This window comes from Teichococcus globiformis (assembly GCF_042646265.1).
In the GTDB taxonomy this organism is placed as follows: Bacteria; Pseudomonadota; Alphaproteobacteria; order Acetobacterales; family Acetobacteraceae; genus Pseudoroseomonas; species Pseudoroseomonas globiformis.
This window is the reverse complement of record NZ_JBHRTN010000006.1, coordinates 35,906-60,162: the sequence shown is the minus strand read 5'-3', so window position 1 is coordinate 60,162 and position 24,257 is coordinate 35,906. Positions and strand designations below refer to the sequence as shown.

The following is a 24,257-nucleotide window of genomic DNA, read 5'->3' as shown; positions in this document are numbered from 1 at the left end:
CAGGACCGTACGATCACTATTGCTGCGCATTACACGAACGATCAGATGGCCCCACTGTTCTCCTGCTACCGAGAATACGAGAAACTGCATCCAGGCCTCCGCATCGTCTACCGGCAAGCCGACATCGCCGACTACTTGCAAACCGTGATCACCGCGCGCCTGGCGGGAACTTCGCCTGACATCTACAATGTTTACTCCTTCTGGTCCGGTCAGCTTGCCGCTGCGGGGCTTCTGGCCAAGCCGCCGACGGAAATCCATCGCTTCATCCGCGAATCCTACCTGCCCTCCACGGTGCCGGGCGCCGAGGTGCGCGGCGCCTTGTGGGGCATTCCGGGCGAGATCAGCACCTACATGCTGGTGTACAATAAGGAGTTGCTGAGCCGTGCGGGCTACGCGGCACCGCCGCGCAGCTGGGACGAAGTGCGGCAAATGGCTGCCAGTATCACGCGCCGCAACGTCCGCAACAACATCGCTACAGCCGGCTACGCCTTTGGTCCCACTTCCGGCAACACCGTGCATCCCTTTCTGGCGATGCTGATGGCGCGGGGCGTCATGCCGTTGCAAGACCAACATCGAACCGGGCTCGCCACTTCGGAGGCGGAGGAGGTACTGGCCGGCATGGCCCAGCTGTTCACCGACGGCAGCGCCAGCAACGCCGTCACGTCGCGGGATTTCTCCAGCGGCACGGTGGGCATGGCCATCATGGCAAACTGGGTAAAGGACACACTGCAGCAGGGGCTGGGCGAGCGCTTCTCCGCTGTGGTCGGGGTTGCGCCCATTCCATCTGGCGAGGTGGATTGGCGCACGCTGCAGTATTCCTTCTTCTGGGCCGTCGACGCCCGCAGCCCCAGCCAGCTTGAGGCCTGGTCCCTGTTGCGCTGGCTGAACACGCCGCGTGCCGGAGGGCGGCCTTCCTGTACCGGTGAGATGCTGCTGCGCATGGGCGGGCTGACCGGCAACAAGGCCGATATCGCCCTTGGAGCGCCGGACCTTGCTGACGACTTCACTCGACCTTTTGTTGAGGCGCTCGCTTCCGGTCGCGCGGTTGCGCTACCGAACTTACGGCGCATGACCGAGATCCAGCAACTGCTCCACCATAACATAGAGCGTGCCTGGAACCGCACCCTGCCGCCAGGTTTGGCATTGCGGCAGGCGGAGCGGCAGATCATGCCCTTGCTGGAAGAGGAGCGCTGATTGGACGCGGGCCCGCCCACTCCACAGGGCCGCGCGGCCGCATTAAGCCGCCGGTGGCGCCTGACGCCGTGGCTGTTCCTGGCGCCCGCCCTGTTGCCCGGTGCCATCTTCTACCTGCTGCCGGTACTTGTCTCGGTGCTGCTATCCCTGGCTGAATGGGATGCATTGACGCCTCCGCGTTGGGTCGGGTGGTCCAACTACGCTTATCTGCTGGGCGTTGATCCCCTGTTCCAGCGCACCTTGGGAAACACCTTCATCTTCGCCGTCGGCAGCGCGGCTCTTGGCGTGCCGCTGGCGCTCGCCATCGCTTGGGCGATGCAAGGTGCCCGCTTACAGCCCTTCTGGCGGGTGGTGCACTGGCTGCCCATGGTGACCAACGCCGTGGCCATCGCTTATGCTTGGCGCTTCGTGCTCGATCCCGCCGACGGCATCCTGAACCACCTGCTCGGCATCGCGGGATTGGAGGGACCCGAATGGCTGGGCTCTCCGGCCACGGCCATGCTGTCGGTCGTCCTGGTGGCAGGCTGGACCAGCCTGGGCCAGAACATTCTGCTCTTTTCTATCGGGTTAGGCCAGGTAGATAGCCGGCTATGGGACGCCGCACGGCTCGATGGTGCAGGACCGTTAAGGATGTTCTGGAGCATCACTCTGCCGATGCTACGCCCTACCCTGCTCTTCACCACCATTACCAGCCTGATCAACGGCCTAGGTTCGTTCGCGCTGATCCTGCTGCTCACCGGTGGGGGACCGGCGGGCAGCACGGATGTCACCGCCCTCTACTTCTATCGAATGGCCTTTGAGCACCTACGTATGGGCCGTGCCTCGGCGGCCGCAACGGTGCTCTTCCTGCTGATCATGGTATTGACGCTGATCCAGCTGCGGCTTCTGCGGCGGGGCGGGTTGGATGGCTGGTAAGCGCAAGGCTGTGCTTGTTTCCCTGCTGCGCTATGGCATCCTGTCGGCAAGCGCGGCAGCCATGCTGCTGCCCTTCCTTGATGTGGCGGTCGGCGCTCTGCGCGGCCCTGCGGAGTTGCTGGCGCGTCCGCTGGTCTACTGGCCGCACGATCCTGCCTGGAGCAACTTCGCCCGCGTGTTCCGCGAGTTGCCCATGCTGAACTGGCTGTTCAACTCGGCGGTGGTGACGGTGAGCGTTACATTCCTGCAGCTCGCCACCAGTACGCTGGCTGGCTTTGCCCTGGCAAAGTACCGCTTTCTCGGGCGGGCCACGCTGCTGCGCCTCGTATTAGCGGCGCAGATCATGCCCTTCTTCCTGCTGGTCGTGCCGGTCTTCCTGGTGATCCGCTTCTGGCCGTTGGCTGGTGGCAATGACCTATTCGGCCAAGGTGGCAGCGGGCTGCTCAACGGCTACCTGGCGCTGATCCTGCCATTCTCCGTATCATGGTATGGCATCTTCCTGATGCGGCAATTTTTGCTGTCCATTCCCGATGCATTGCTGGACGCGGCACGGATCGACGGTGCCTCCGAGCTGCGCATCCTTTTCACCATCGTGCTACCGCTCGCGCGACCTGCGCTGGTGACGCTGGGAATCTTCGCGTTCATTTACCAATGGAACGAGATCATCTGGACGATGACGGTGACGCGCGCCTCGCCCGATCTGCAAACCGTGCCTGTCGGCATCTACCTGCTGCGCAGCGCCTTCGACGATCCGGCCCAGCAGGGACTGCAACAGGCGGCCATCGCGGTGAGCACCATGCCGGTACTGTTACTATTCCTGCTGCTGCAGCGCTTCTACCGGCGCGCGGCGGTCAGCAGCGGGATGGTAGGCTGAGCGTGGCTGAGCGGACAGAGCTTCGAGCCCACGCCGGCGCATTGTCCGATCCGGCGGAGCGGATGGAACGACAGGCACTGCTGCTCCGGACGGCGCATGCGGCGCCGATCCTGGCGCTGGCGGCGCGCATCTCCGATGCTGTAGGTCGCCCAGTTCCCGGCCCCGACCCTTTGGATGGCGGCGTCGGGGCACGACTCCTGCTGCTGCTGGAAACCCCAGGCCCCGGCATGCGCGCGGTGGATATTGTGTCGCGCGACCGGCCAGGCGGCACCGCCGCAAATCTGCGCCGCTTCCTCGGTGCCGCGGGCATCGCACGTCAGGACACGCTGATCTGGAACGTTGTGCCGTGGGTGATCCACGCCGAAGGCGCCCTGAACCGGCCCCCGCGCCAAGCTGAACTTCGAAGCGGGTTGCAATATCTGCCGCCTCTGTTGGACCTCCTGCCCGCGTTGCGCGTGGTTGTGCTGGCTGGCCGTTTCGCCGCAGCCGCGGATGCACCGCTGCGCGCCGTACGGCCTACCCTTTCCGTCCTCGCAATGCCACATCCCAGCCCGACTTTCGTGTGCACAAGTCCCGCCGTGCCAGCCCGCATCATGGCGGCGCTGAATGCTGCGGCGGAAATGCTTTCAAGTTGCTCTGTTTAGCAAATCCGTGACGGCACCATGAAGACTCGGCCGCCAGTGGGTATACTTTGTCCAACGAACCGGGCGGGCAAACGTGCACCGCCGGTTCACTCAGGCAAGGCTGCGTCCCAACTTACATGATACTTCTTGATGCTTGGGCGAGCGCTGGAGCACGGCTGAGCTAATCTTCAATCCCTGCGGCTAGGATGATCTACCAGAACAGGCACAAAGTTCGGTTCATCCAGTGGGAAGAAGGGGCGCGCCACGGTGAACGGCAGCTCATCAACCCGATAGGAGGTCATCCCCGGTGTATCAACGGTGATGCATTCGCCCATCGCGGCGAAGTTCAGGGTGAAGTGGTAGCCCGACCGTGTGATGATGACGCGCATCTCCGCCGGGTTGACCCCCATGGCGCGAAAATAATCCGGGTCGAGATAGGAGTAGGGCTGGTCGGTCAGGAGAACATGCACCTTGCCGATCTCCAGCACCGCAAAGGCTCCGATCTTCGACTTGTAGCCGGCGTCGGCGGGCCCGTCATAGGTGACATGGGCTTCGGTGCCGAGCCCGAGCACCTTGCCCGAAACAGTGATGGGAGGCGCCACGGTGGAGAAGCGGCCACCTACGTCCAGGGTCACCTGTGCGCCCTTGCCGGCTGCGTGGCAGGCGGCGACCGATACCGGATCGGTCAACGGCACAACAGACGCCGGCAATCCAGGACGGGCCAGCAGGGCACCCAGCACGTAGGTGCTATCGCCGGGTCCGCCACCCGCTACTCGATCCCCCTGATCGCCCAGAATGAGGGGGCGTTCGGTCCCGCGCTCGGCCCGGTCCAAACACTCATCCAGTGAGGGATAGGTGCCGATCAGCGCACAACGCTGATCCCATAAGGATTGAGCCAGTTCCAGTGCTAGACTATCCCGTCCAGCGTCCTTGCCATTGCCATAGGCCAGGACCCAGTTGCCGAGACCATGCACATCCAGGAACTGCTGGGCATTGAAGATCGAGACATCGTAAGCCAGACCGCTCGCAACTGCCGCGCGCGCACGGGCGTGCAAGCCCATAAGTGGCTCCTCATCGGTGCGGTCATGGCCCAAGGTCAGCATCGGCACATGGACGGCGGACAGCACCGGACGCAGACGGCGGTCCAGGATGTCGAACGCCGCCTGACAAGCCCGGCGGCCTGTATTTCCCTGATCCCCATGCGGGTTGGTCAGATAGCCGACCAGGAGGTCGCAGGTTTCTAGGATGCGGCACGTCACATGTGCATGCAGGTCGAAGGCAACTGTTATCGGCAGATCGGGACCCACGATGGCGCGAAGCGATGCCATCAGTTCACCCTCCGGATCCTCCAGCGTGGGCGTCAGCATGCCGCCATGTAGCGGCAGCACGATGGCATCAAAATCGCCGCGCTTTGCGGCATTGCACATGATGTCGCGCATCTCGGTGAAAACGGCATCCTCCACCGGTCCGCCGGACTGAGCACGGAACAGCGTTGGAACGAGCACTTCAACATCGGCCTGCCCCGCCGCATCCAAAATCCCGCCTAGCAAGGAGTTGGTGCCGCGGGCCGAAGCGATGGCGTCCAGCCCAGACTGAATGTTGAACCGGACCCGGTTGGTGAGGACAGGATTGAAGCTGTGTGATTCCTGCGCAATACCGCCGGCCAGGATCCGCCTCTTGCTCATCATACGCCTCCGCCTGTTCTTCTGCGGCGGAAGCTCAGCCTGTTGCCCCTGGAGGCGCAAGCCGGGGCAGCATCGTTGGGCAGGATAATGCCCGGATACTCAGTAGGTCGGGGGGGTGATAGCACTTACGATCTCGCTCACATCGGCATCGACATTCCGGAAGCTGTGAGGCAGGCGACTATCGAAATAATAAGCGTCGCCCTTGCGCAGGATCTGCATGCGACCATCCACCGTTACCTCAACCGCGCCTTGCGTTACAATGCCGGCTTCCTCCGCGTTATGTGCGATCATGGCCTCTGTACGGGCACCAGGCGCATAACGCTCTGCCAGCATCAGCATGCGCCGATTGGGGTAATCCATGCCGACCAAGCGGTACGAAACGCGATCCGCACGGCCGATCTCCGCCAGTTCTTCCGCTTTGTAGAACGGCTTGGTAGGGAAGCCGCTTTCGAGATCCGAGAAGAAGGAAGACAAGGTAGTTCCCAAAGCGGCCAGGATCGCCGCTAGTGTGTCCACTGAGGGACTCATCCTTTCCCGCTCGATCAGTGAAATGGCCGAATGAGAAACGCCAGAGCGTAGCGCCAGTTCTCGCATGCCGAGCCCTCGCCTTTGCCGCAGCGCACGCAACTTTCCGCCTACCAAAGCCATCGTCCGCAGTGCCCCTACCCGCCAGGACGCAGCATGAAACCGGTTAGAATGATCGACAAGATGCAGAAAGCACCTTCGGCTGAGCCGCCCGCCCGGCTCTGAGAGCATCCCAACACGGTGAGTATTCTGACCGCCGTTGGCCGGTATCCGCTTCTGGAAGCCGATATCTGTCAGGATGTGCGACAAGCCCCGCCAAGACGGGCCCCTTGGGACAGAAAGGAGGGACCATAATGAGCCTGAGACGTCGAAACCTTATGCTGGCCACGGCAGCGCTGCCGTTGGTCGATCGTGCCCTGGCGCGACCGGCCCTGGCACAGAACCGTCGAGCTGCGACGCTGCGGCTGGTACCCTCCACCGATCTGGTCTCGTTGGACCCCGTCTTCTCAACTGCTCTCGTCGCGGTGCAACACGGATACCATGTGTTCGACACGCTTTACGGTGTGGATTCCGCTATGCGGCCACAGCCACAGATGGCGGAAGGTGCCACCATCAGCGATGACGGCCGGATCTGGAGCATCCGCCTCAGGGAGGGATTGCTGTTCCACGACGGCACACCCGTCCGTTCGGCGGACTGCGCCGCGAGCCTGGAACGCTGGAGCCGCCGTGACACCTTCGGTCGGGCCTATGGTGCAGCGGTGGAACGCTATGACACTAGCGACAGCCGCGTTCTGCGCATCCACCTGAAGCGCCCCTTTCCACGCCTACTCGATGCCATCGGCAAGCCACATTCGGCGCCAGCTTTCATTATGCCGGAGCGTCTGGCTCGCTCCGCACCAGACCAGCCGGTGACGGAGATGATCGGCTCAGGTCCATATCGTTTTCTCCCCGACGAGCTGGATTCAGGCAATCTCATCGCCTACACACGCTTCGATGGCTACAAGCCTCGCGCAGGCAATCCCGAATGGACATCTGGCGGCAAGGTCGCACATTTCGAACGCGTCGAATGGCGCGTCATCGCCGATAAAGCGACCAGTGTCGCAGCTTTGCAGCAGGGTGAGGTGGATTGGGTAGAAAATCTGCCTGCAGATCTGGAGCCGCTGGTTGCCCGCAACCGACAGGTGAAGGTGGAGAATGCCGACCCACTCGGCACCGAACTCGTGCTCCGCTTCAACCACAGCGTCGCTCCGTTCAACAATCCTGAACTGCGCCGCTTCGTCATGGCGGTTGTTCAGCAGGTCGATTACCTGGCCACCGTAACGGGGGGCAAGAGCGAGGATTGGCGCGAGTGCAAGGCGATGTTCCCCTGCACCATTCCCGGCATCGAAGAACTGGGGCGGCAAAAATTCGGTGCTTTGGCCAGTAATCCTGCGCGTATGGCCGAGGCGCTCAAGGCAACGGGCTATGGCGGAGAGAAAGTGGTGGTGATCAATGCGGCTGACAGCGCCGCGATCGCGCCACTCGGCCTTGTCACCGCGGAGCGGCTTCGCCAGGCTGGGCTCAATGTGGATCTTCAGGACATGGATTGGGGCACCTTGCTGCAACGCCGTTTATCCAAGGCGCCGGTAGATCAGGGCGGATGGGGTATCTATCACAGCACCTGGCCCAGCATCGCTATTGCCAACCCGGTGCTGAACACCACAGTGCGTGGAGAAGGCGAGCGCGGCTGGCCAGGGTGGTACGAAAGCGCCGAGATGGAGCGTTTGACGGCAGACTGGTTAGCTGTCGAGGACGATGCAGGACGAGATCGCCTGACGCATGAGGCGCACGCCCTGGCACTACGCGACGTGCCCAGCCTGCCACTGGGCATTTATTTCCCTAAAACCGCCTACCGCGCCGATCTGCAGGGCGTGCTCGGCGGCTCAGTCCGCTACCCCTGGAACGTGCGCCGCGCCTGAAGCGCTGTGGCCCGCCATTCAACGGAAGATCCTTATGACCATCTCCGACGAAGCGCTGACTTTCCTGAAGCCCGTGAATCGCAATTCCTTCCAGGACAACGATGCGCTGGCCGGCACGGTGAAAGCCGTGCTGGAGAACGTGCGAGGCCGTGGCGACGCGGCGGTGCGAGAATACAGCCAGGCCTTTGACAAATCTAATCTGGATTGCTTTGAGGTCCGTAACGAGGAGCGTGTCACCGCCGTATCCCGCATGGACAAGGCTGCGCGGGAAGATGCTGAATTTGCGATCGAGCGTGTGCGCGACTTCGCAGAGCGGCAGCGGGCAACCATGCTGCCGCTGGAAGCCGAGGTATTGCCAGGGCTTCATCTGGGACACCGCATCATCCCGATCGAGCGGGTTGGAGCCTATGTGCCAGGAGGGCGATATCCACTGCTCTCGGCTCCCGTTATGACCATTGTGCCGGCACGCGTCGCGGGCTGCGACGAGGTGGTGGCGTGTCTGCCGCCGACGGCCCATCCCGACATGGTGGCGGTCTGCCACTTATCCGGTGCCGACCGCATCTTTCGAATCGGCGGCGCACAAGCGATCGCGGCCATGGCGTATGGTACCGAAAGCGTACCGTTGGTCGACAAGATCTTCGGCCCAGGAAACGCCTACGTAAACGAGGCGAAGCGGCAGGTGTTCGGCACGGTGGGCATCGATCAGCTTGCGGGTCCTAGCGAGATCTACGTTGTCGCGGATCACACTGGCGATGCGAAGATGATCGCGACGGATTTGCTTGCCCAGGCGGAACATGACGTGATGACTAGGGTGGGGCTCATTACTACCGATCGCGGGCTGGCCGAGGCAACCATCATGGAGGTACAGCGGCAGCTGGCGGATCTTCCGACCGCAGGCGTGGCCGGCCGAGCCTGGCGGGATTACGGCGAGGTTGTGCTCTGCGCAGATGAGAGAGCCATGCTGGCTTATTCTGACCGAATTGCCGCCGAGCATCTGCAGGTGCACACCGCGGACCCGCATGCGACAGCACGAAAGCTGCGGAATTACGGCTCGTTGTTCATCGGACCGTTGGCCAGTGTTGTCTATTCCGATAAGTGCTGCGGAACAAACCACACCCTGCCAACACTCGGCGCCGGGCGTTACACTGGAGGATTGTGGGTCGGCTCATACCTGAAGGTCTGCACGCACCAGTGGCTTGAGCCGCAGGGCGTCGCCACTGTTGCGCCTCCGGCTGTGCGGCAAAGCGCACGTGAGGGGCTGGAAGGACATCGTCGGGCCGCCGCGTTCCGAACTGGCCACAATCGTCTTTCCCATTGATCCTGAAAGCAGCTATCGGCTTCTGAAAGCCACTGAGGTGGCTGCATTGATCGATGCATCCGTTGGAGGATGTGCTCCGTAGACATGTTGCGACCCGTGCCAAGGGGGGATCACCAACCCAGCACGGCAACCGCTCTAGTCCGGAACTCTCATCCAGAATGGAATGCGAGCGATGCTTAAAACCCCAACAGTTGCAGACCTCTTGCTTATGCCGACACAGCGTACCCTGTCACGGCGCGGCGTCCAGTCCGCGCTGGAGCAGTTCATGCGAGCCTACAGTTTCGATCTCTTCACACGCATGGCCGATTTTCAGAGCATGAACGACGCTGAGTACACGCAGATTCTTGCCGAATGTGCAGCTGAAGCCCTGTCAGAGGTAACGGAGGAAACAGGGCGGCACCAAGGCATCTATCGATTCCTATACCAGGACGAGGTGATTGGCTTCGTGCGGATGCGCCTGCATGCGGATCGGAGATGCCCGGAGCCAACAACCTCGGACGGGCTGGTTGCCTTCCACGTCGATGCTGTATTGTCCCGTCTGCTGGCGCGGCGCATTTCCCAATCCCTGCCGGTTATCGAGGATCGGCCGGAACGCACAATTGACACGCCGGTCGGCGACTTCCTGGCGGCGGGCTGTGAGCGGGATTTCACCTCAGCCGTCGACAGCATTTCTGATGCATCACTGCGCCGGTTGCTTGCTTTGGATCTTCTGCCCAGGCGTTGAGGAAGCGCACCCGGACAACTTGGCAACCCATCGCTCGTCACGCATCCAACTACGCTCTCCGACCATGAGCTGGGGCAAAAGGCGCAAACGTCTGACAAGCTGGCCGGGCAAGACGTATGGTCATTCTTGCATTCAGCCACGAAGAGGCCGCTAGCGGAAAGATCCGCCGGCTTTGTCATCAGCGTCGCGAAGGCGTGGCGTCGCCGCCGCAATCACCCTGGCTGTTGAAAAGCAACTTGCTCGTGCCTTGGTCCCAGACAATCTAGGCATCGCTTTCACCAGATCGCTGAAAGTCGGCTGGTGAACAGGATGGGCCTTGTCTGCCTACCGGTTGTGGAACCTCGGGCGGCTCCAGCGTGATCTCCACGAGCATGCCCGGAGAAGGGCTGATGCCTCCTGGGGTTACCCTAGACTGCCCGCCGGACGGAGTAAGCCGGAGCGAAGTTGGTGCTGTCGCGCCTCGCGGAAGGGCACAGAGCTGCAGAACACGGTCTGGATCGACCGGCTGCGGATTCACAGCTGCGAGTTGCAAGGCCTCACCTCTCGCTTTCACCAGCCAGGCGGCCTGGTACGGTTCTGGCACCGGCCGCATCCCGAGGAAGGCCGCCAATCCAGCGGCCAGCGCAGTGCTTCGCAGCGCCCAGGCGCGCCACACGCCGTGTTGGCCGAACCGCTGCCGAGCACCAATGGGCGTCGCCTTCCCACCATGACGTCGCTCGGCGCGACTGCGCTCTACGCGCGACCACAACTCAGGCGGCACACTCTCCGCAATCGGCATCGAGTTAAGAGACGTCGGAGCTGGCAGCGGTGCACAGCGTTATGCAATCGATGGTCGCCTGCCAGCGCCGCCTCGGCTTCTATCGCCCCGTACGCCTCCAGAGTGCCAAGAACATATTCGGCTGTAATCAGATCCATGTACTCTCCATCGCGCGGGATCATGGCAAACAATCCCGTAGGCGAAGCAGACTTCGATTTATTACCGATTCACTGTGTCCAGCGGCGCCCTGAGCCGCGTCCTGATCCGCGGATACGACAGGCCGCCGACGAAGGCCGGCAGGATGGCACCCCGGTGCTGGTCATCCAGTTGTTCCAGGCAATCCCGCAGGCGTTGCTCATACTCGCTCTCGGTGGTGCATTCGAGGGCGCGGAGCTCCAGCAGTGCAGCACCGCTTAGGTGTGCAGAGCTTCCTATCAGTGACAACACCCGTCACCTAGTCCGCGGTGACATCCGGCAAACGCGCTGTGCAACGCTATTCAATCGCCTCGTTCAGGCCACGGACCCTTCCCTCCACATCGGCGCCGCAGCGTACCACATACACCAAAGCCATCACTGCGGCAGCCGCGCTCTGCACCGAGTTTAGAGCGCGGCGCCTCCCTTAGTTCGAGACTGCGCTGCATCACCGGGCTCGTCCACGTGCAACCATTGTGCACACGGCCTTAACCTGACTTGCCGCAGGACAACTCCCACTGGCGAGGCACATCTCCTGCCTCCAGGGCCACAAATCATTCTGCATTCGCCTAGCAGGCGACAAACGAGTAGTAGCGTCTCTGCGCGGGACTTCGCTACATCGCCATCGCATAGGCCGGGCGCCGGGGATCAGCGCCCGCCATCTTTGTTCCGGTTGTCGGATCAAAACGCACGGCCTCAACGCTGCCTGCAAGCCATGTCCACTCAGGCCAATCCTGAATGTCGTGCCCACGCATGCCGAGCTCCTCGCGTATGGTGGTGGGGATCCTGCTTTCCACGGCCAAGCGTCTGGGAAAGTAATCGTAAGGCGCAAAGGACGAGGGAAAAGAGTAGGTGGCGATACGCGGCGCCTCGATCGCCTCCTGCAGGTCCATGCCGAAATGCAGATGGTTGAGCAACACCTGCATCATGGCCTGGACCTGCACGTCCCCGCCCGGCGTTCCGAAGGGAATGACGGCGCCGTCACGCGTGACTGCCAGCGCAGGATTGGGAGTCAGCCTGGGTCGGGCCCCTGGACGTACGCCGCAGGGATGCCTGGGATCGGGGCGCGATTGCGAGCCGCGCCCGGATACAATGAAGCCCAGACCGGGAACCACTGGGATGTTCCAACTTCCATCACTGGGTGTAGCGGAAAAAGCATTTCCGTCCCGGTCGACAACGGCGACATAGGAGGTATCGGGCTCGATCGCCGCGACCTGTCGCTCACTCGGTTCATGACTTCCGGTGCCACGGTTCAGCCGTGCGGCCGGCATGCCGGGATGAGCATGGGCTAGGTCGATGCCCGCTCCCCGCGCGGCAAGATGAGCCTCGCCCAACAACGCGTCGAGCGGCACGTCATTGAAGGCTGGATCGCCGAAGTGATACTCACGATCTGCCATGGCGACCTTAAGGCATTCCGCGATCAGGTGCAGATAATCCGCACTGTTATGGGCGAGATCCCCGAACCCGACCTTCTCCATCAACAACAGCGCTTCGAGCAAGGCGGGCCCCTGGCACCAGGGACCGGAGGTGGTGATCTGGTGGCCTTGCCACGCACGGGTTACGGCCGGCTCTATGCGAGAGTGGAAGTTGGCCAAATCATCTTCTGACAGATAGCCGCCTTCCTGCTGCATAAAGCCAATGATCTTCCGAGCGATATCGCCACGATAGAATGCGTCGTGCGCGGCCTGCAGCCCGGCTTGGCGCCCATTGCGGGCGCTGGCTGCCCGATCCTCATCGGCCATATACCGAATAGAGGCTGCAAGGTCAGGCTGAATGAACAGGTCACCCACCGCATGCGGCTGACCGTGCGGCAGAAAGATCGATGCGTTGGAAGGCCAGGATGCATAATCCGCCTGGTGTAAGGCGATGCTTTCCGCCAACATCGGGTAGACTGGAAAGCCTTCACTAGCAAAGCGGATTGCAGCCTCGGCTACTTGGGCGAAGCCCATAGTGCCATGGCGGCGCAGAGCAGTGATCCATGCGTCCGGCGCCGCTGGAACGACGCTCCGCAGCACACCCTTCGGCATCTTGCCTCCATGCTCCCGCATGAAGAGATCGGACGGCAATGCCATCGGCCAGTGGCCAAGACCAGCAATGCTCTCAATGAGTCCGTCGGACCGGCGGATCAGGATCGGGGCGACACCGCCGAAATTGACGATATCCGGCTGCACTACGCCCAGCACGAGGCCGGCCGCAACACCGGCATCGATAGCGTTTCCGCCGGCTTCCAGGATCGCAAGACCGGCTCCGGATGCGAGATAGTGGCCAGCGCTGATGGCGTGCCGTGGACCGCTAATAAGAGGACGTGTTGTCATTGCGCCGGCTCCGCCTGTTGGGCCAGCATCTGCTCATCCATACGCGGCACGTAGACCACGCCCTTGCGTGCGGCGACCAGAGTGACCTGATTGTACATGGGGATGATTGCCGCTGCCTCGATGGCTCGGTGCATCACTTCCCGGAGCCTTTCCTCGCGGTCTGAACCGGAGTAGGAAACGGCGGCCTGGATGGCCCGGTCCAGCTCAGGGTCGGCAAAGCTGCCGCGATTGCCCTGACCATACGCCTCCCGAACGTTGCGAGAATGCACGGCGGTCGAAAGGATGTAGCTGGCATCGCGAGACGATGAGAGGGAGAGCCCGTAGAGCATTAGCGGAAAATCATTCTTGCCTTCGACCGTGCGCGGAAAGAAGACAGTGCTAGGCATAGCTTCTACCTTCGCCTGAAATCCGGCACGGGTCAGCATCTGTCCAACCGCCTGGCAGACGCGGGCGTCATTGACAAAGCGATTATTCGAGCAGCCAATTGTTAATCCGAAGCCGCGCGGATAACCGGCTTCGGCCAACAAGAGGCGTGCGCCTTCTGGATCGGCCGCTGGTGCAGGAAAATCAGGGTCAAATGCGCCAAATTGCTGGGGTACCATCTGGCCGGTGGCCACTGCCTGTCCGTCCAGCGCCCGGTCGGCCAGTGCTGCACGATCCAGTGCCATGGACAACGCCCTGCGAACTCGGACATCCCGTAGCGGATTGATGGTCAATGGTTTGCCATCGGCATCTAACAGCATGGCCAGCTTCTCGGCACCGGCATGCGGAATCAGGTACATGATGCGATCGGAGTTACGCCGGAAGACCGTGACTCGCCTGTCGCCTTCAAGCCGCGCCACATCGCTCGGTGGCACACTTTCGATCAGATCGACATCACCCGAGAGCAAAGCGGCGAGGCGCGAGGCATCGCTACCGATGACGCGGATCTCGACTTTCTCGTAAGCAGCGGGGCTGCCCCAGTAAGTCGAATTGCGGACGAGCGACATGCCCTCGGACCCGCGCATTGCCAGCAAACGGTAGGGGCCCGTTCCAATGGCTGCCTTGCCATTGTTGAAATCGGCGGTGCTGGCACCGGCAGGGGATCCATCGCCGCGCGCGGCGTTGTGGGAAACGACAAAGATGTTGGTCAGCTGCCCCATCAGTGTTGGATTGGGCCGGTCTGTCCTGATCCGCACCGTGTAAGGGTCAACCACCTCGACGGAAGCAATGGTACGCAAGTTGGAGATATAAGGACCCGGATTGTTTGGTACCGCCGATACACGGGCGATTGAAAAGGCAACGTCCTCGGCTGTAAATGCACTGCCATCGTGGAACACAACGCCCCGGCGCAGTTTCAGCAGCCAAGTATGCTCATCCGTAGTCTGAAAGCTTTCCACAAGACCAGGAACAAAGCGACTCTCGGAATCACGATTGATCAGGCTATCATAAACCTGTCGAGCCGCGGCCATGTTAGGGCCAACGAAGAGAAAATGCGGATCAATGCCGAAGGGCGCTTCCACTCCAATCGTCAGCGTGCCGGGCGGTGATGCGGCTTGACCCGCAAGCGATGGCAACAGCAGCAAGCTGGCACCGACAGCAAGTGCCTTGCAGCGATTGAGTCCAAGCATGGTTCCTCCTCAAGCTTCTACGATGCAGTCAGTGAAAACGAGGAAGTTCGGCTGCTCCAGGCGGATGGATCACGCTCAACAGATCAGGAAGTTGCCTTCCGTGAAGTAGGTCCGGAAGGTGGCATCACGTCAGCATAGCCCGATCATTCGATAGGCGCGAGGATCACCTAAAGCCTGCAATCGTGACTGCATTCGGGTTCCTCGACGCAGCATGCCTCTTCCACGCATCTTGATCAATTGGGACAGTCGGACCTTGCTAGGCCGGAACCGTCCGCTCCTGATGCTGTCGCTGGGGGACCGACGCCCGTGAAGACGGTGCCGCGCGCACACGGCGTCAGCAATCCCCTTCGAGAAGACTATCTAGGACAAGTCTCGGAAAGAAGCGGAGGTAGACCCTCGTCTGGCCGTACAAGACCAGCAAGGTCAGATCAGCTAGATGGGTTAGCCACGACACCAAGCCATCAGCGCTGTCGCGCTGCTGCGAGGCTCGGACGTGTCAGCAAGCCGCCAGCGCCCTGATCGTGCTGTTATGTCGACTGAGACAAAGGTGCCGCCGTATAGGACCTCGTTCAGGCTCAGAAGGGCATCGATCGAGCAAACGGTATGCTACCTCCTGTTCTCAGGCGATTTGCACAGGTAAGGACCCAGTGGGTCATCACCATCGCCATCCCAGCTATGACGGGAGGTTCCGACTAGCACCACGCGCCAACCAAGCAGTACCCCCACCGCATTAGATCGCTCTCTCATTCGATTGAGCGCCTTCAACCGCGTCTCTGCAGCACTAGGCAAGCGCAGGAGGGTAGCCTGACCGGCTGATAACAGTGCCGCCTGACCTAGGCCTGTCGTGCAGAAGCAGGGCACGGCGAAGGCTGTGCAGCTGCCACTTGCGCGGAGCCTCTTGCAAGTAGTGACTCCGTGCATCCTTAATGCGGCGATGGCAACTCCTGTTGTTGCCGCATAGGCGGGCCTTCTTGCCAACTTAGGCCGGCTTGGACGTTGCCCTGAGAACTTCGGCACTATCCATCAGGTCAGCGTACTTCTGGCCCATGTCGAAGAGGCTGGCCTCATGCGGCCCGATGGCGCGGTCACCGACGCAATCTGAAACCACGATGCTGCGAAGATTGTGCGCGACCGCATCCACCACTGTCGCCCTCACACAGCCGGATGTGGTGCAGCCGGTGACCAGCACGGTGTCCACACCACGCCACATTAACCAACCCGCCAGCTCCGTTCCAAAGAACGCGGAGGCTTGCCGCTTGCGGATGATCAACTCGCCAGCCGCCGGTATCAGCTCAGGAACGATCTGGCTAAGCGGACTCGCTTCCGTAAGCTTCAGCAGCCCTGGCGACTTGCGCGCAAAGGCGCCAGCGTCAGACCCGTCATCAGCATAGACAACGCGAGTGTGCGCGATAGGCCAGCTACGCCGGCGAGCCTCGCCCAGCAGTGGGACGGTGCAGCGAACAGCATCGCTGATGTTACCGCCACCGAAATGTGCGGGATCGATGAAGCCGTTGACGAAGTCGACGACGACAAGCGCTAAGCGGCGACCAAGTCCAACCGACTGGCCCATCCCTTGAGCCTTGTAGATATCCAGTTCGCTCATCCATCCATCCTTTTCCTTGTGCCGCGAAACCTTCAGAAATCGGCGAGCAGGCGGCCGAACCCATCCATCTGGTCGATGATGCTGTTTGCCCGAAGCGCATGCCAGTACGTCGCCGTGTTGATGGCAATCACAGGCTTCCCCAGCCACATCTCGGCCGCTGCTGCCAGCCGAACCATGGACAAGTTGGTCCCGACCTGGACGATGGCGTCAACGTCGTCGCCATCGAGGCGCTTCAGGGTATCTCGCAGCGTTTCTGTCGTAACTTCGGCGATTGCAATCCAGGATCGGCATTCCAGCGCAACGTCGCGCACCACTTCAAAGCCCATCTCACCAAAGTAGCGCCTAACCTCGGCATTGATTGCCGGCCAATAGGGTGTGAGAATGGCGATGCGACGGATGCCGCCATAAGCCTCCAGGGCTGCGGCGCAAGCGTGACTGCCGACGCTGACGCGCACGCCGGCCTCGTCTTCGACCATGCGGACAAAGCGGTCAGCACCCTTTCGACCGTCAAAGAAGGTGACAGCTGACATCCCCATAACAAGGTAATGCGGCTCGCACGTCATGATGCTTCGCACGGCATCCAATGTATTGCCCGCGATGACCTCCGTGCCGGCACGCGATGCCTCGTTGGAAACTGCCTTAGCGTTCGGTGTGAAGATACGGCTGTAGTGATTGGTCACCCCCCGAGGACGCATCCCCTCGAAGTCCGGCTGTACAATGGTATTGGTAGAGGGCCCCAGCACACCGAACTTGGCCCTCCAGCCTAGCGTATCTTGTTTCATGATTTGGCCCCTTAGTTATTTTTACTAGAGATCAGGTTTTTTATTGAAGATTATTTCCGCCTGTCACACAATTCTCCAGTATCGACGTTGTATAGTGGAGAGTTACATGGATATCGCAGGACCTCCGAGGCGTCGTCTGATGCTCGGCTCCATACTCGGGTTGACGATGGCGAAAACGGCTGGGGCGCAGACACAATGGCCCAACCGGGCGATCCGCTTCATCAATCCCGGCCCGGCCGGCGGCTCGGGCGACGTCGTGGCCCGAATCGTCATGGAACATGTCGGCGCAACGCTCGGGCAGCCGGTCGTCATCGACAATCGGCCCGGCGCCGGCACAAATATTGGTATGGCCGCGGTCGCGCAATCCCAGGCCGATGGATACACAATCGGACTTGGCTCGATCGCCGCGAACGCTGTCAACAAATGGATCTACCCGAATCTGCCCTTCGATCCCGAGCGCGACTTCGCCGCTGTTTCGATGTTGGTTCTGATGCCGAACATCATGGTTGTGCCGCCACGGCTGCCGGTGCGTAACCTTGCCGAGTTCATCGCATGGTGCCGCGCCAATGCGCCAATCAGCTTCGGGTCCGTGGGCGCCGGCTCCTCCCAGCACCTGGCAGGCGCGCAGTTCGGACTCGCAACAGGAGTTGAAATGCAGCATGTGCCCTATACCAATTCCGGCCAGCTCAACACTGACCTGATGGAAGGCCGTACGCAGGTGCTGTTCCAGTCTGTTTCTGCCGTGGCAGAGATGGTGCGTGCGGGTGCTATGCGGGCGCTCGCGGTGACAGGTATCGAGCGTGTTTCTGTATTTCCCCACCTTCCAACGCTCAAGGAAAGCGGAGTCGACATCACCTCGACCGGCTGGTTCGGAGTTGTGGCGCCCGCTGCAGTATCCGCTTCCATCCTGGACATGCTCCAGAAGGCGGTGGTCACCGCCTTGGCAGATGAGTCGGTGAAACAGAAGCTGATTGGCCTTGGCGCTGTGCCGCGCGGCAGCACACGAGAAGAGTTCCAACGTTTCATGGAGGCCGAGACGCTGAAGTACCGTGACATCATTAAGGCGTCGGGCGCCTCCGCCAATTGAACCTGAGGACGCTCCGGCGTCCTCAGGCCACATTGTCCAGCGCCCGCAACGAGGCAATCATGGAACTGCGCAAGAGATAGTCCTTGTGGCGCACAGGGTCCGCAGCTGTCGCCCGCAGTTCGTCAAGGGCAGCGCGGCGGATTGCGGGATCTCGCTGGTTCAGCGTTGCTCTGTTGCGTAGCGCCTGCTGCTGGACCACCTCCAACGCGACCTTGCGACGCTGCCGCTCATAGCGCCCGAGCAGGACCGGATCCGCACCCTGCCACACCTCCGCCAACTTGCTGGCCAGATTAAGGGCGTCGTGAATGCCGCCATTCATGCCCATCCCACCTAGTGGATTATTCACATGGGCAGCGTCTCCGGCAAGCAGGACACGTCCGGCAACGTAGTTGCGGGCCACGCGCTCGTTCACCCGATAGGCGGTACGGTGCCGGATCTCGTAATCACCTGCCTTGGGAAGCACCTCCTGCATCCTCTGCTGGATCCGGGTATCGGACAGCATGACAGACTCCGGCTCAGTGGGTTCGGTCGGCAGAAGCAACCGCCAGAGACTGGTGGTCCGCAGAAGCACAAACCATTCGTCAGGGTCCGAGATGTAGGCAATGTTGCTTAGCTCCGGCATCACCTCTTGGTATTGAAAAGTAGTTGAGCACGTCAGGAACAGCTCGGGAATGGTTTGCCCCTCAAAGGCCACGCCCAGAGATTTACGCACTGCGCTGCGCGCGCCATCAGCGCCGATCAGCCAGGAACCCCGAATTGCTTCACGTGAGCCGTCAGGCCGCTCGATCAGGAGGTCAACGCTGTCCTCATCCTGAGAAGTGTCCACCGCACGCGCATCATACAGGAAGCGGACGGCGGGGTTGTTGAGCAGCCGATCGCGCAAGAGGCGCGTCAGCCGCCATTGCTCGCATTGAAGCCGAAAAGGATAATTGGTTTCGCCTTCCAGCAGCGAAAGATCGAAGGTGGCAACGGGCCCCTCGCGCCGGTCCCGGAATTGCCACTGTGGGCAGATCAGCCCCTGCTCGACTAACTCTCGCGACACGTCAAAACGGTCCAGCATGTCGAGCGTCGGTGGATGAAAGGTGGAGGCGCGAAGACCGTCAGGAAGCTTCCGCTCCGCTTCCACAATGATCACCGGAATGCCCTCCGCAGCGAGTGCTGTCGCGACAACGAGCCCTACGGGGCCGGCGCCGGCGACCATCACCGGCGGGCGATCTCCCACCCTGCCAACCAAGGAGGGTGATGTTAGGTCCTGTGTCATGGTGGCCGAACTTTCCAGGCGATGGTAGCGCCGGCCGGAAGAGGTATGGAGCGACGAGCGGAGACTTGGTCTGTACCTACTGGCTAGAGATCTCCGCTCCTCGCCTTCCATCGCTCTTAACGGCGGCCTACCTGGATTGTGTACATTTTTCCCCAGCTGTCACTAAGATTCCACTTTCGGTCTAGGCCTTTCCTGGCAGCTATCACCGATCTGGCTGCCCAGGCGATTGCCCAACGCAACGCCGATGTACACAACTTGGCTGCCATGCTTAGTCTTCCGAGACGAGGCGGCTAGGCCGTGTCGAATGAAGGTGCGCTGAAATGAGATGCGCCGCCCATTCTGCATTTCGCGCCGCCAGAGCCTCGATGATGTCGCGGTGCTGAGCGTTGGAGCGAGAAATATTGATCCACTCCTGCATCCGATACTGCTTGAGTAGTACCAGCGGCACCTGCAGGACCCAGCCCAGCATCCCTTCCAGCCGTTGCGACTGTGCCGCACGCACGATGGTCAGGTGGAAGTCGCGGTTCAGGTTGCTGAACTGCATCACGCGCTGCTCCTCCCTTCCGCTAATTGCTTCCATGGCATCGGCCACGCGCCGCAGTTGGGCAATTTCATCTGCTGTGATGCGAACGGCAGCGCGACCTGCGGCATAGCCCTCGAGCATGGCACGCAGGTGATAAACCTCGTGTAAATCGCCCTCGGTGATCCGGGTGACAAAGGTTCCGTAGTTGCGGGCGCTTTCAACCAGTCCATCTGCCAACAAGCGGCGGAGTGCGTCACGCACCGGGGTGCGGCTAACCCCGATCTCGGCCGCAAGCGCTTCTTCGCGCAATGGCGAGCCCGCGGGAAAACTTCCATCCATGATCTTCTGACGGATCCACTGATAGGCCCGCTCCGTGGCATTCGACATGCCGCCGCCCCTCCGGCTGATGTTGCGTCTGCCTTGGCGCAGATGCGAAGCCGAACACAAGAGCCACTGGTGTCGTGCTGCAGCTTCTCTGGCCTTCCAAATGTCGGCAAGTCGATCCGCTTACGAATTGACCCTCTGCCAAGTCGGGAGCAAGGTAGAGGAAGGGCCGAATGGAGGTTTGCTGGCCGGAGACAGCGTTGAGGACGGGCTTCCGCAAGGCAATAGAGGTCACGACGCCACGTCAGTTTACGCAGCGTCGGGCCGCAGTCATCGGCATCAGAGCCAGCGGCTCCGCTGTCTCTACCGCAGATCGAAAAATGGACGGAAGCTACGAGGCTCGGCCGTCCGACAATTGCAATCCCCTATACGCTCTACAGTGTCGGGCACTCTACACCTAGTCGTTGTAGGTGATGCCCTGCAGCGAGCGCACATTGTCGCGGGTCATGTTGATGGTGATACGGCGCTCGCCTGGCGTCAGACGAAGCTGGTTCAGATCCACCGCCACATGCTTGTCCGTCAGACCAAGGCGATTCTCAACTTCGATGATGACGGTAACGACATGGCCGTTCGCTGGATCAATGACAAGGTCTTCGATCTCCCCGATCTCAGTGTCGTCGGTCGTATAGACGTCCCTGTCCATCAGCTGCTTGGCGCGGATGTGATTAGCATCGATCTGCATTCCCGCCCGTGTTCCGGTGGAAGAGGGGGTTTGAGCAAATGTCGCCAGTGGCGTCGCCAGGAGGGCGAGGCTGGCGAATGCAGTGAGCAGATGGACGCGCATGTTTGGTGCTCCTTGGCGTGACGGGACATGCAACGCCGGCAGAGGGCTTCCGGTTGATGTACGGCGATAGAAAGACAGGGCTCACCAATCCGCCAGGCAGATCAAGCGGCCATCCGCTACGGCAGGCAATCGGCAAACCTTGTTATTGCCTGCTGCGATGGGCCGGACGCCGGCCTACAGACTCCGTCACGCCCCCGTCCATGCCCTCTTCCCCAGCCGGATCAGGAACCCGCAGTTTCCAAACCAAGCAGGATCAGGGCATCGCGCCGGAGTGATACGAGGTATGGATCGTCACGATGCCGCGGATAAGGCCGATCAACCGTTAGCTCGGCAGTGATGCGGGCGGGCCTGGGGCTGAAGATCACAACGCGCTGCGCCAAAAGCAGGGCTTCCTCGACATCGTGGGTCACCAGCAGGGCAGTCAAGCCCGATCGCTGCCAAAGCCGCACCAGTTCCGCCTGCATCGAAAGGCGGGTCAGGCTGTCCAGCTTGCCCAGAGGCTCGTCCAGCAACAACAGACGTGGCTCGTTGACCAGCGCGCGGGCCAGCGCCACGCGCTGCGCCATCCCACCTGAAAGCTGATGAGGATAGGCGCTCTCAAAGCCGCCCAGGCCGACAAGCTCGATGGCCTCCTGAACGCGGTGGCCCTGCCGCTTCAGCAATCCGCGCGCTTCCAGTCCCAAAGCAACATTGGCGCGCACAGTGCGCCAGGGATAAAGGGTTGGATCCTGGAAGACCAGCACACGGGAAGGGTTGGGTGAAACGATCGACTCGGCATCCCCGAGCACCTCGCCCGACACCGGCGCATCAAGTCCTGCCAGCAGCCGCAACAGAGTGGATTTGCCACAGCCGGAGGGACCAAGCAGGGCAACGAACTCGCCGGGCTCCACATCAAGGGACACATTGTCAAGGACAGGCAGCGGAGCGCCCTTGAATTCGAAGGACTGGCAGGCGTTGCGGATCGAGACCGCCATGCCAGCATCGCCAGCACTGTTCTTCATCGCTGTGGTCACCAACGGACGGTTCCCTTTTGCCAAGCGAGCAGCCGGTCGCGACCCTTAAAAAGTAGCGTGGTTAGGCCTGAGCACATCAACGCCATCACCACGAGTGCCGCATACATGTTGCCGTAAGCGGCCCAACCCTGCGCCCATTGAAGATACCATCCGAGGCCCGCTTTGACGCCCAGCATCTCGGCCACAACGAGTACGGAGAAGGATGCACCCAAACCCATAAACAGCCCGACAAAGACTTGCGGCAAGGCTGCCGGCACAGCAACCTTAAGCACGAGGAAGCTTTGTGAAGCACCCAAGGTGCGGGCGATGTCGTAATAGGCCCTGTTCACGCCGGCGACGCCGGACCATGTCAGCACCGTAACGGGAAACCAAGTGGCCAGCGCGACAAGGAAGGTGCTCGCACTGCCGCTGCTTGGGAAGGCGAAGAAGGCGATCGGCAGCCAAGCCGTCGCCGGTAGCGGACCGATGAGCCTAAGAACGGGATGAACCCAGTAGCCGATGGCGCGCGACCAGCCAAGCGCGATGCCTGCGACGAAGCCCGCCAGCGCTCCCAGGGCGTAGCCGCTGAGCAAGAGCCAGAGGGAATGCAGAACGCTCTCGCCGAGGCGCGGCCAATCCTCCAGATACACTTCCAGAAGGCCTTGCGGAGAAGCAAAGAAGGGCAACGGCAACAAGGCCAGCTTGGCCGTCACTAGCTCCCACGCTATGAGGCCGAGGCCGAGCACGGCCAGCCATGGCCCTCCCTTGCGGAGCCTGCGGCCCGCAGCACCCAGCCGGGGCGCGAGAAGTCCCGCCAGCAGCAAGATACCCCCTGACAACAACGCGATCAGCGCGAGCTCCTGAGTCCTGCCGACCTCGATCCCGTCTGCGGGAAGGCCTGTCACGGCAGCGGCGAGGACCCATGCGGCGCCGGCGACGAAGCCACCAGGCCAAAGGCGGGTGGATGCGGCATCTTGCCTTTGCTCTTGGCCCTGCTCGGCAACAATAGCCCCGCTCATCACACGCTCATCACATCAACAGTGACGCGCTCAGCGAAACGCTTTGGATCAGTGCTGGCGCGCATGACGCCGACAGACTTCAGCTCCTCCGCATAGAGCTCGATCTCCCGGCGGATGTCGGTACCGGCAGGGCTGTGCCCATGGGTATGGCTTCGCATAATAGCGATCAAGTCCTCGCGCTTCACACTGGCCGGCGCGTAATCGAGGAACGCGTCCACAGCGACCTCCGGCTTGTGTGCGGCGATATGCTGCGCCTCGATCAAGGCCTGTGTCAGAGCACGGGCCGTTTGCGGCTCTTCCTGTACGAGCCCGCCGGAAACACCAATGATGCAGCAGGCCCGGTTCGCCCATTCGCCGCTGAGATTGGTTGCGATCTCCACAAGGTTGGCATCACGCCGCAGCGTCCAGGCAATAGGATCGCCCAGGGAGTACGCATCCGCCTCACCCCGCTGCAGTGCCAGTCCCATGACATGCGCCGGAAAGACGCGCCAAGTGACGTCCCTGTCCGGGTCTATGCCGTTGCGCTTCAGCAGCATGGCAAAGAAGTTCTTGTCTGCCGCCGCCATGTCGGTAACGGCAATCGTCTTGCCACGAATGGAGTTAAGGTCAGTCGTGATCCCTGCCGCTGGATTGCCCACAAGGCGCATGCAGCCGCCATGGGTGCCACCGGTGATCTTGACGTTGAAGCCCATTTCCATCGGTTTGAGCCAGCGTAGCGCCATGCCGACACCGGCATCCGCCTTGCGCGTGGCAATTGCTTCCAGCAGCGCCTCCGTGGAGCCACCAAAGTTCACAAGCTCCACCTCTAGCCCGTGGCGAGCCAGAATGCCGGTGCGGCGCGCGACCTCGACTGGCGAGGTGCAGATGGCCGTCGCATTCCATGCCAGGCGCAGCTTGCGAGATGCAGCCCCAGCCGCCGCGGCGGGCGTCAAGCAGCGGGGATCATTGGCCAGCATGGTCTCGAATGCACGCCGCTCGGCGCTCATCGAAGTGAAGCCGGACAGCGGGAGCACGAGGCCAGCTGTGCCCAGGGCACCGAGAAGCCTACGCCTGGACGCTACGTCTTCCAATTGGAATGGCGTCTTCATCGTCGAGTTTCCCTCACATTGGTCTTGGATCGATCGGCACCATG

Annotated in this window: 20 protein-coding genes; 8 read left to right on the top strand and 12 right to left on the bottom strand. The window is 61.6% G+C overall.

All coding sequences use genetic code 11. The features are described from left to right. Positions 1 to 45 precede the first annotated feature (45 nt). The 4 genes from ACFOD4_RS04935 to ACFOD4_RS04920 are packed head-to-tail and all read left to right on the top strand — an operon-like array spanning position 46 to position 3,627. Positions 46 to 1,194, top strand: a complete 1,149-nt coding sequence (locus tag ACFOD4_RS04935) for an ABC transporter substrate-binding protein (RefSeq protein WP_379594820.1) — start codon at positions 46 to 48, stop codon at positions 1,192 to 1,194. After that, a complete protein-coding gene (locus ACFOD4_RS04930) occupies positions 1,195 to 2,109 on the top strand; it encodes a carbohydrate ABC transporter permease (RefSeq protein ID WP_379594819.1) in 915 nt (304 codons plus the stop codon). Next, complete coding sequence (locus ACFOD4_RS04925) at positions 2,099 to 2,983, top strand: carbohydrate ABC transporter permease (protein ID WP_379594818.1); 885 nt, start codon at positions 2,099 to 2,101, stop codon at positions 2,981 to 2,983. Before ACFOD4_RS04930 ends, ACFOD4_RS04925 begins: the two co-directional genes overlap by 11 nt. A 2-nt stretch (positions 2,984 to 2,985) precedes the next feature. After that, positions 2,986 to 3,627 carry a uracil-DNA glycosylase family protein gene (locus ACFOD4_RS04920; protein WP_379594817.1) on the top strand — a complete coding sequence of 214 codons (642 nt, stop codon included), beginning with the start codon at positions 2,986 to 2,988 and terminating at the stop codon, positions 3,625 to 3,627. A gap of 167 nt (positions 3,628 to 3,794) precedes the next feature. On the opposite strand, the gene ACFOD4_RS04915 is transcribed toward ACFOD4_RS04920, so the two are convergent. Next, entirely contained in the window at positions 3,795 to 5,291 is a 1,497-nt protein-coding gene (locus ACFOD4_RS04915; RefSeq protein ID WP_379594816.1) for a M81 family metallopeptidase, read from the bottom strand. A 99-nt stretch (positions 5,292 to 5,390) separates the two neighbouring features. After that, positions 5,391 to 5,939: a cupin domain-containing protein gene (locus tag ACFOD4_RS04910; RefSeq protein ID WP_379594879.1), complete on the bottom strand. Its 549-nt coding sequence runs from the start codon at positions 5,937 to 5,939 to the stop codon at positions 5,391 to 5,393. 230 nt (positions 5,940 to 6,169) lie between these two features. Here ACFOD4_RS04910 and ACFOD4_RS04905 point away from each other — a divergent pair, with 230 nt between their 5' ends. From ACFOD4_RS04905 to ACFOD4_RS04895, 3 genes are all read left to right on the top strand, one after another. Next, positions 6,170 to 7,774 carry an ABC transporter substrate-binding protein gene (locus ACFOD4_RS04905; RefSeq protein WP_379594815.1) on the top strand — a complete coding sequence of 535 codons (1,605 nt, stop codon included), beginning with the start codon at positions 6,170 to 6,172 and terminating at the stop codon, positions 7,772 to 7,774. A gap of 34 nt (positions 7,775 to 7,808) precedes the next feature. Next, a complete protein-coding gene (hisD, locus tag ACFOD4_RS04900; RefSeq protein ID WP_379594814.1) occupies positions 7,809 to 9,092 on the top strand; it encodes a histidinol dehydrogenase in 1,284 nt (427 codons plus the stop codon). Positions 9,093 to 9,264: 172 nt separating this feature from the next. Further along, complete coding sequence (locus tag ACFOD4_RS04895) at positions 9,265 to 9,816, top strand: hypothetical protein (RefSeq protein WP_379594813.1); 552 nt, start codon at positions 9,265 to 9,267, stop codon at positions 9,814 to 9,816. 1,563 nt (positions 9,817 to 11,379) lie between these two features. Here the strand turns inward: ACFOD4_RS04895 and ACFOD4_RS04890 are convergent. The 4 genes from ACFOD4_RS04890 to ACFOD4_RS04875 all read right to left on the bottom strand — a co-directional run bounded on the left by ACFOD4_RS04890 (position 11,380) and on the right by ACFOD4_RS04875 (position 17,075). Then, a complete protein-coding gene (locus ACFOD4_RS04890) occupies positions 11,380 to 13,080 on the bottom strand; it encodes a gamma-glutamyltransferase family protein (protein WP_379594812.1) in 1,701 nt (566 codons plus the stop codon). After that, entirely contained in the window at positions 13,077 to 14,690 is a 1,614-nt protein-coding gene (locus tag ACFOD4_RS04885) for an ABC transporter substrate-binding protein (protein ID WP_379594811.1), read from the bottom strand. The genes ACFOD4_RS04890 and ACFOD4_RS04885 overlap by 4 nt, the downstream gene beginning before the upstream one ends. A gap of 979 nt (positions 14,691 to 15,669) precedes the next feature. Beyond that, positions 15,670 to 16,293 (bottom strand): isochorismatase family protein, encoded by a 624-nt coding sequence (locus tag ACFOD4_RS04880; RefSeq protein ID WP_379594810.1) that lies wholly within the window; start codon positions 16,291 to 16,293, stop codon positions 15,670 to 15,672. 32 nt (positions 16,294 to 16,325) lie between these two features. Continuing rightward, positions 16,326 to 17,075: a maleate cis-trans isomerase family protein gene (locus ACFOD4_RS04875; RefSeq protein WP_379594809.1), complete on the bottom strand. Its 750-nt coding sequence runs from the start codon at positions 17,073 to 17,075 to the stop codon at positions 16,326 to 16,328. Positions 17,076 to 17,181: 106 nt separating this feature from the next. On the opposite strand from ACFOD4_RS04875, the gene ACFOD4_RS04870 reads away from it, so the two are divergent. Further along, positions 17,182 to 18,162: a Bug family tripartite tricarboxylate transporter substrate binding protein gene (locus ACFOD4_RS04870; RefSeq protein WP_379594808.1), complete on the top strand. Its 981-nt coding sequence runs from the start codon at positions 17,182 to 17,184 to the stop codon at positions 18,160 to 18,162. Between the two features lie 22 nt (positions 18,163 to 18,184). Here the strand turns inward: ACFOD4_RS04870 and ACFOD4_RS04865 are convergent, their stop codons facing one another. From ACFOD4_RS04865 to ACFOD4_RS04840, 6 genes are all read right to left on the bottom strand, one after another. Further along, complete coding sequence (locus tag ACFOD4_RS04865) at positions 18,185 to 19,363, bottom strand: FAD-dependent oxidoreductase (RefSeq protein WP_379594878.1); 1,179 nt, start codon at positions 19,361 to 19,363, stop codon at positions 18,185 to 18,187. A 328-nt stretch (positions 19,364 to 19,691) separates the two neighbouring features. Beyond that, complete coding sequence (locus ACFOD4_RS04860; protein WP_379594807.1) at positions 19,692 to 20,333, bottom strand: GntR family transcriptional regulator; 642 nt, start codon at positions 20,331 to 20,333, stop codon at positions 19,692 to 19,694. Positions 20,334 to 20,727: 394 nt separating this feature from the next. Then, positions 20,728 to 21,114, bottom strand: a complete 387-nt coding sequence (locus ACFOD4_RS04855; RefSeq protein ID WP_379594806.1) for a PRC-barrel domain-containing protein — start codon at positions 21,112 to 21,114, stop codon at positions 20,728 to 20,730. A 221-nt stretch (positions 21,115 to 21,335) separates the two neighbouring features. Further along, on the bottom strand, positions 21,336 to 22,088 hold the full coding sequence (locus ACFOD4_RS04850; RefSeq protein ID WP_379594877.1) for an ABC transporter ATP-binding protein: 753 nt from the start codon (positions 22,086 to 22,088) through the stop codon (positions 21,336 to 21,338). 35 nt (positions 22,089 to 22,123) lie between these two features. Beyond that, the gene (locus ACFOD4_RS04845; protein WP_456316869.1) at positions 22,124 to 22,852 is read right to left on the bottom strand and encodes an ABC transporter permease; all 729 of its coding nucleotides are present in this window, start codon (positions 22,850 to 22,852) and stop codon (positions 22,124 to 22,126) included. A 272-nt stretch (positions 22,853 to 23,124) separates the two neighbouring features. After that, entirely contained in the window at positions 23,125 to 24,213 is a 1,089-nt protein-coding gene (locus tag ACFOD4_RS04840) for an ABC transporter substrate-binding protein (RefSeq protein ID WP_379594804.1), read from the bottom strand. Positions 24,214 to 24,257: the final 44 nt, after the last annotated feature.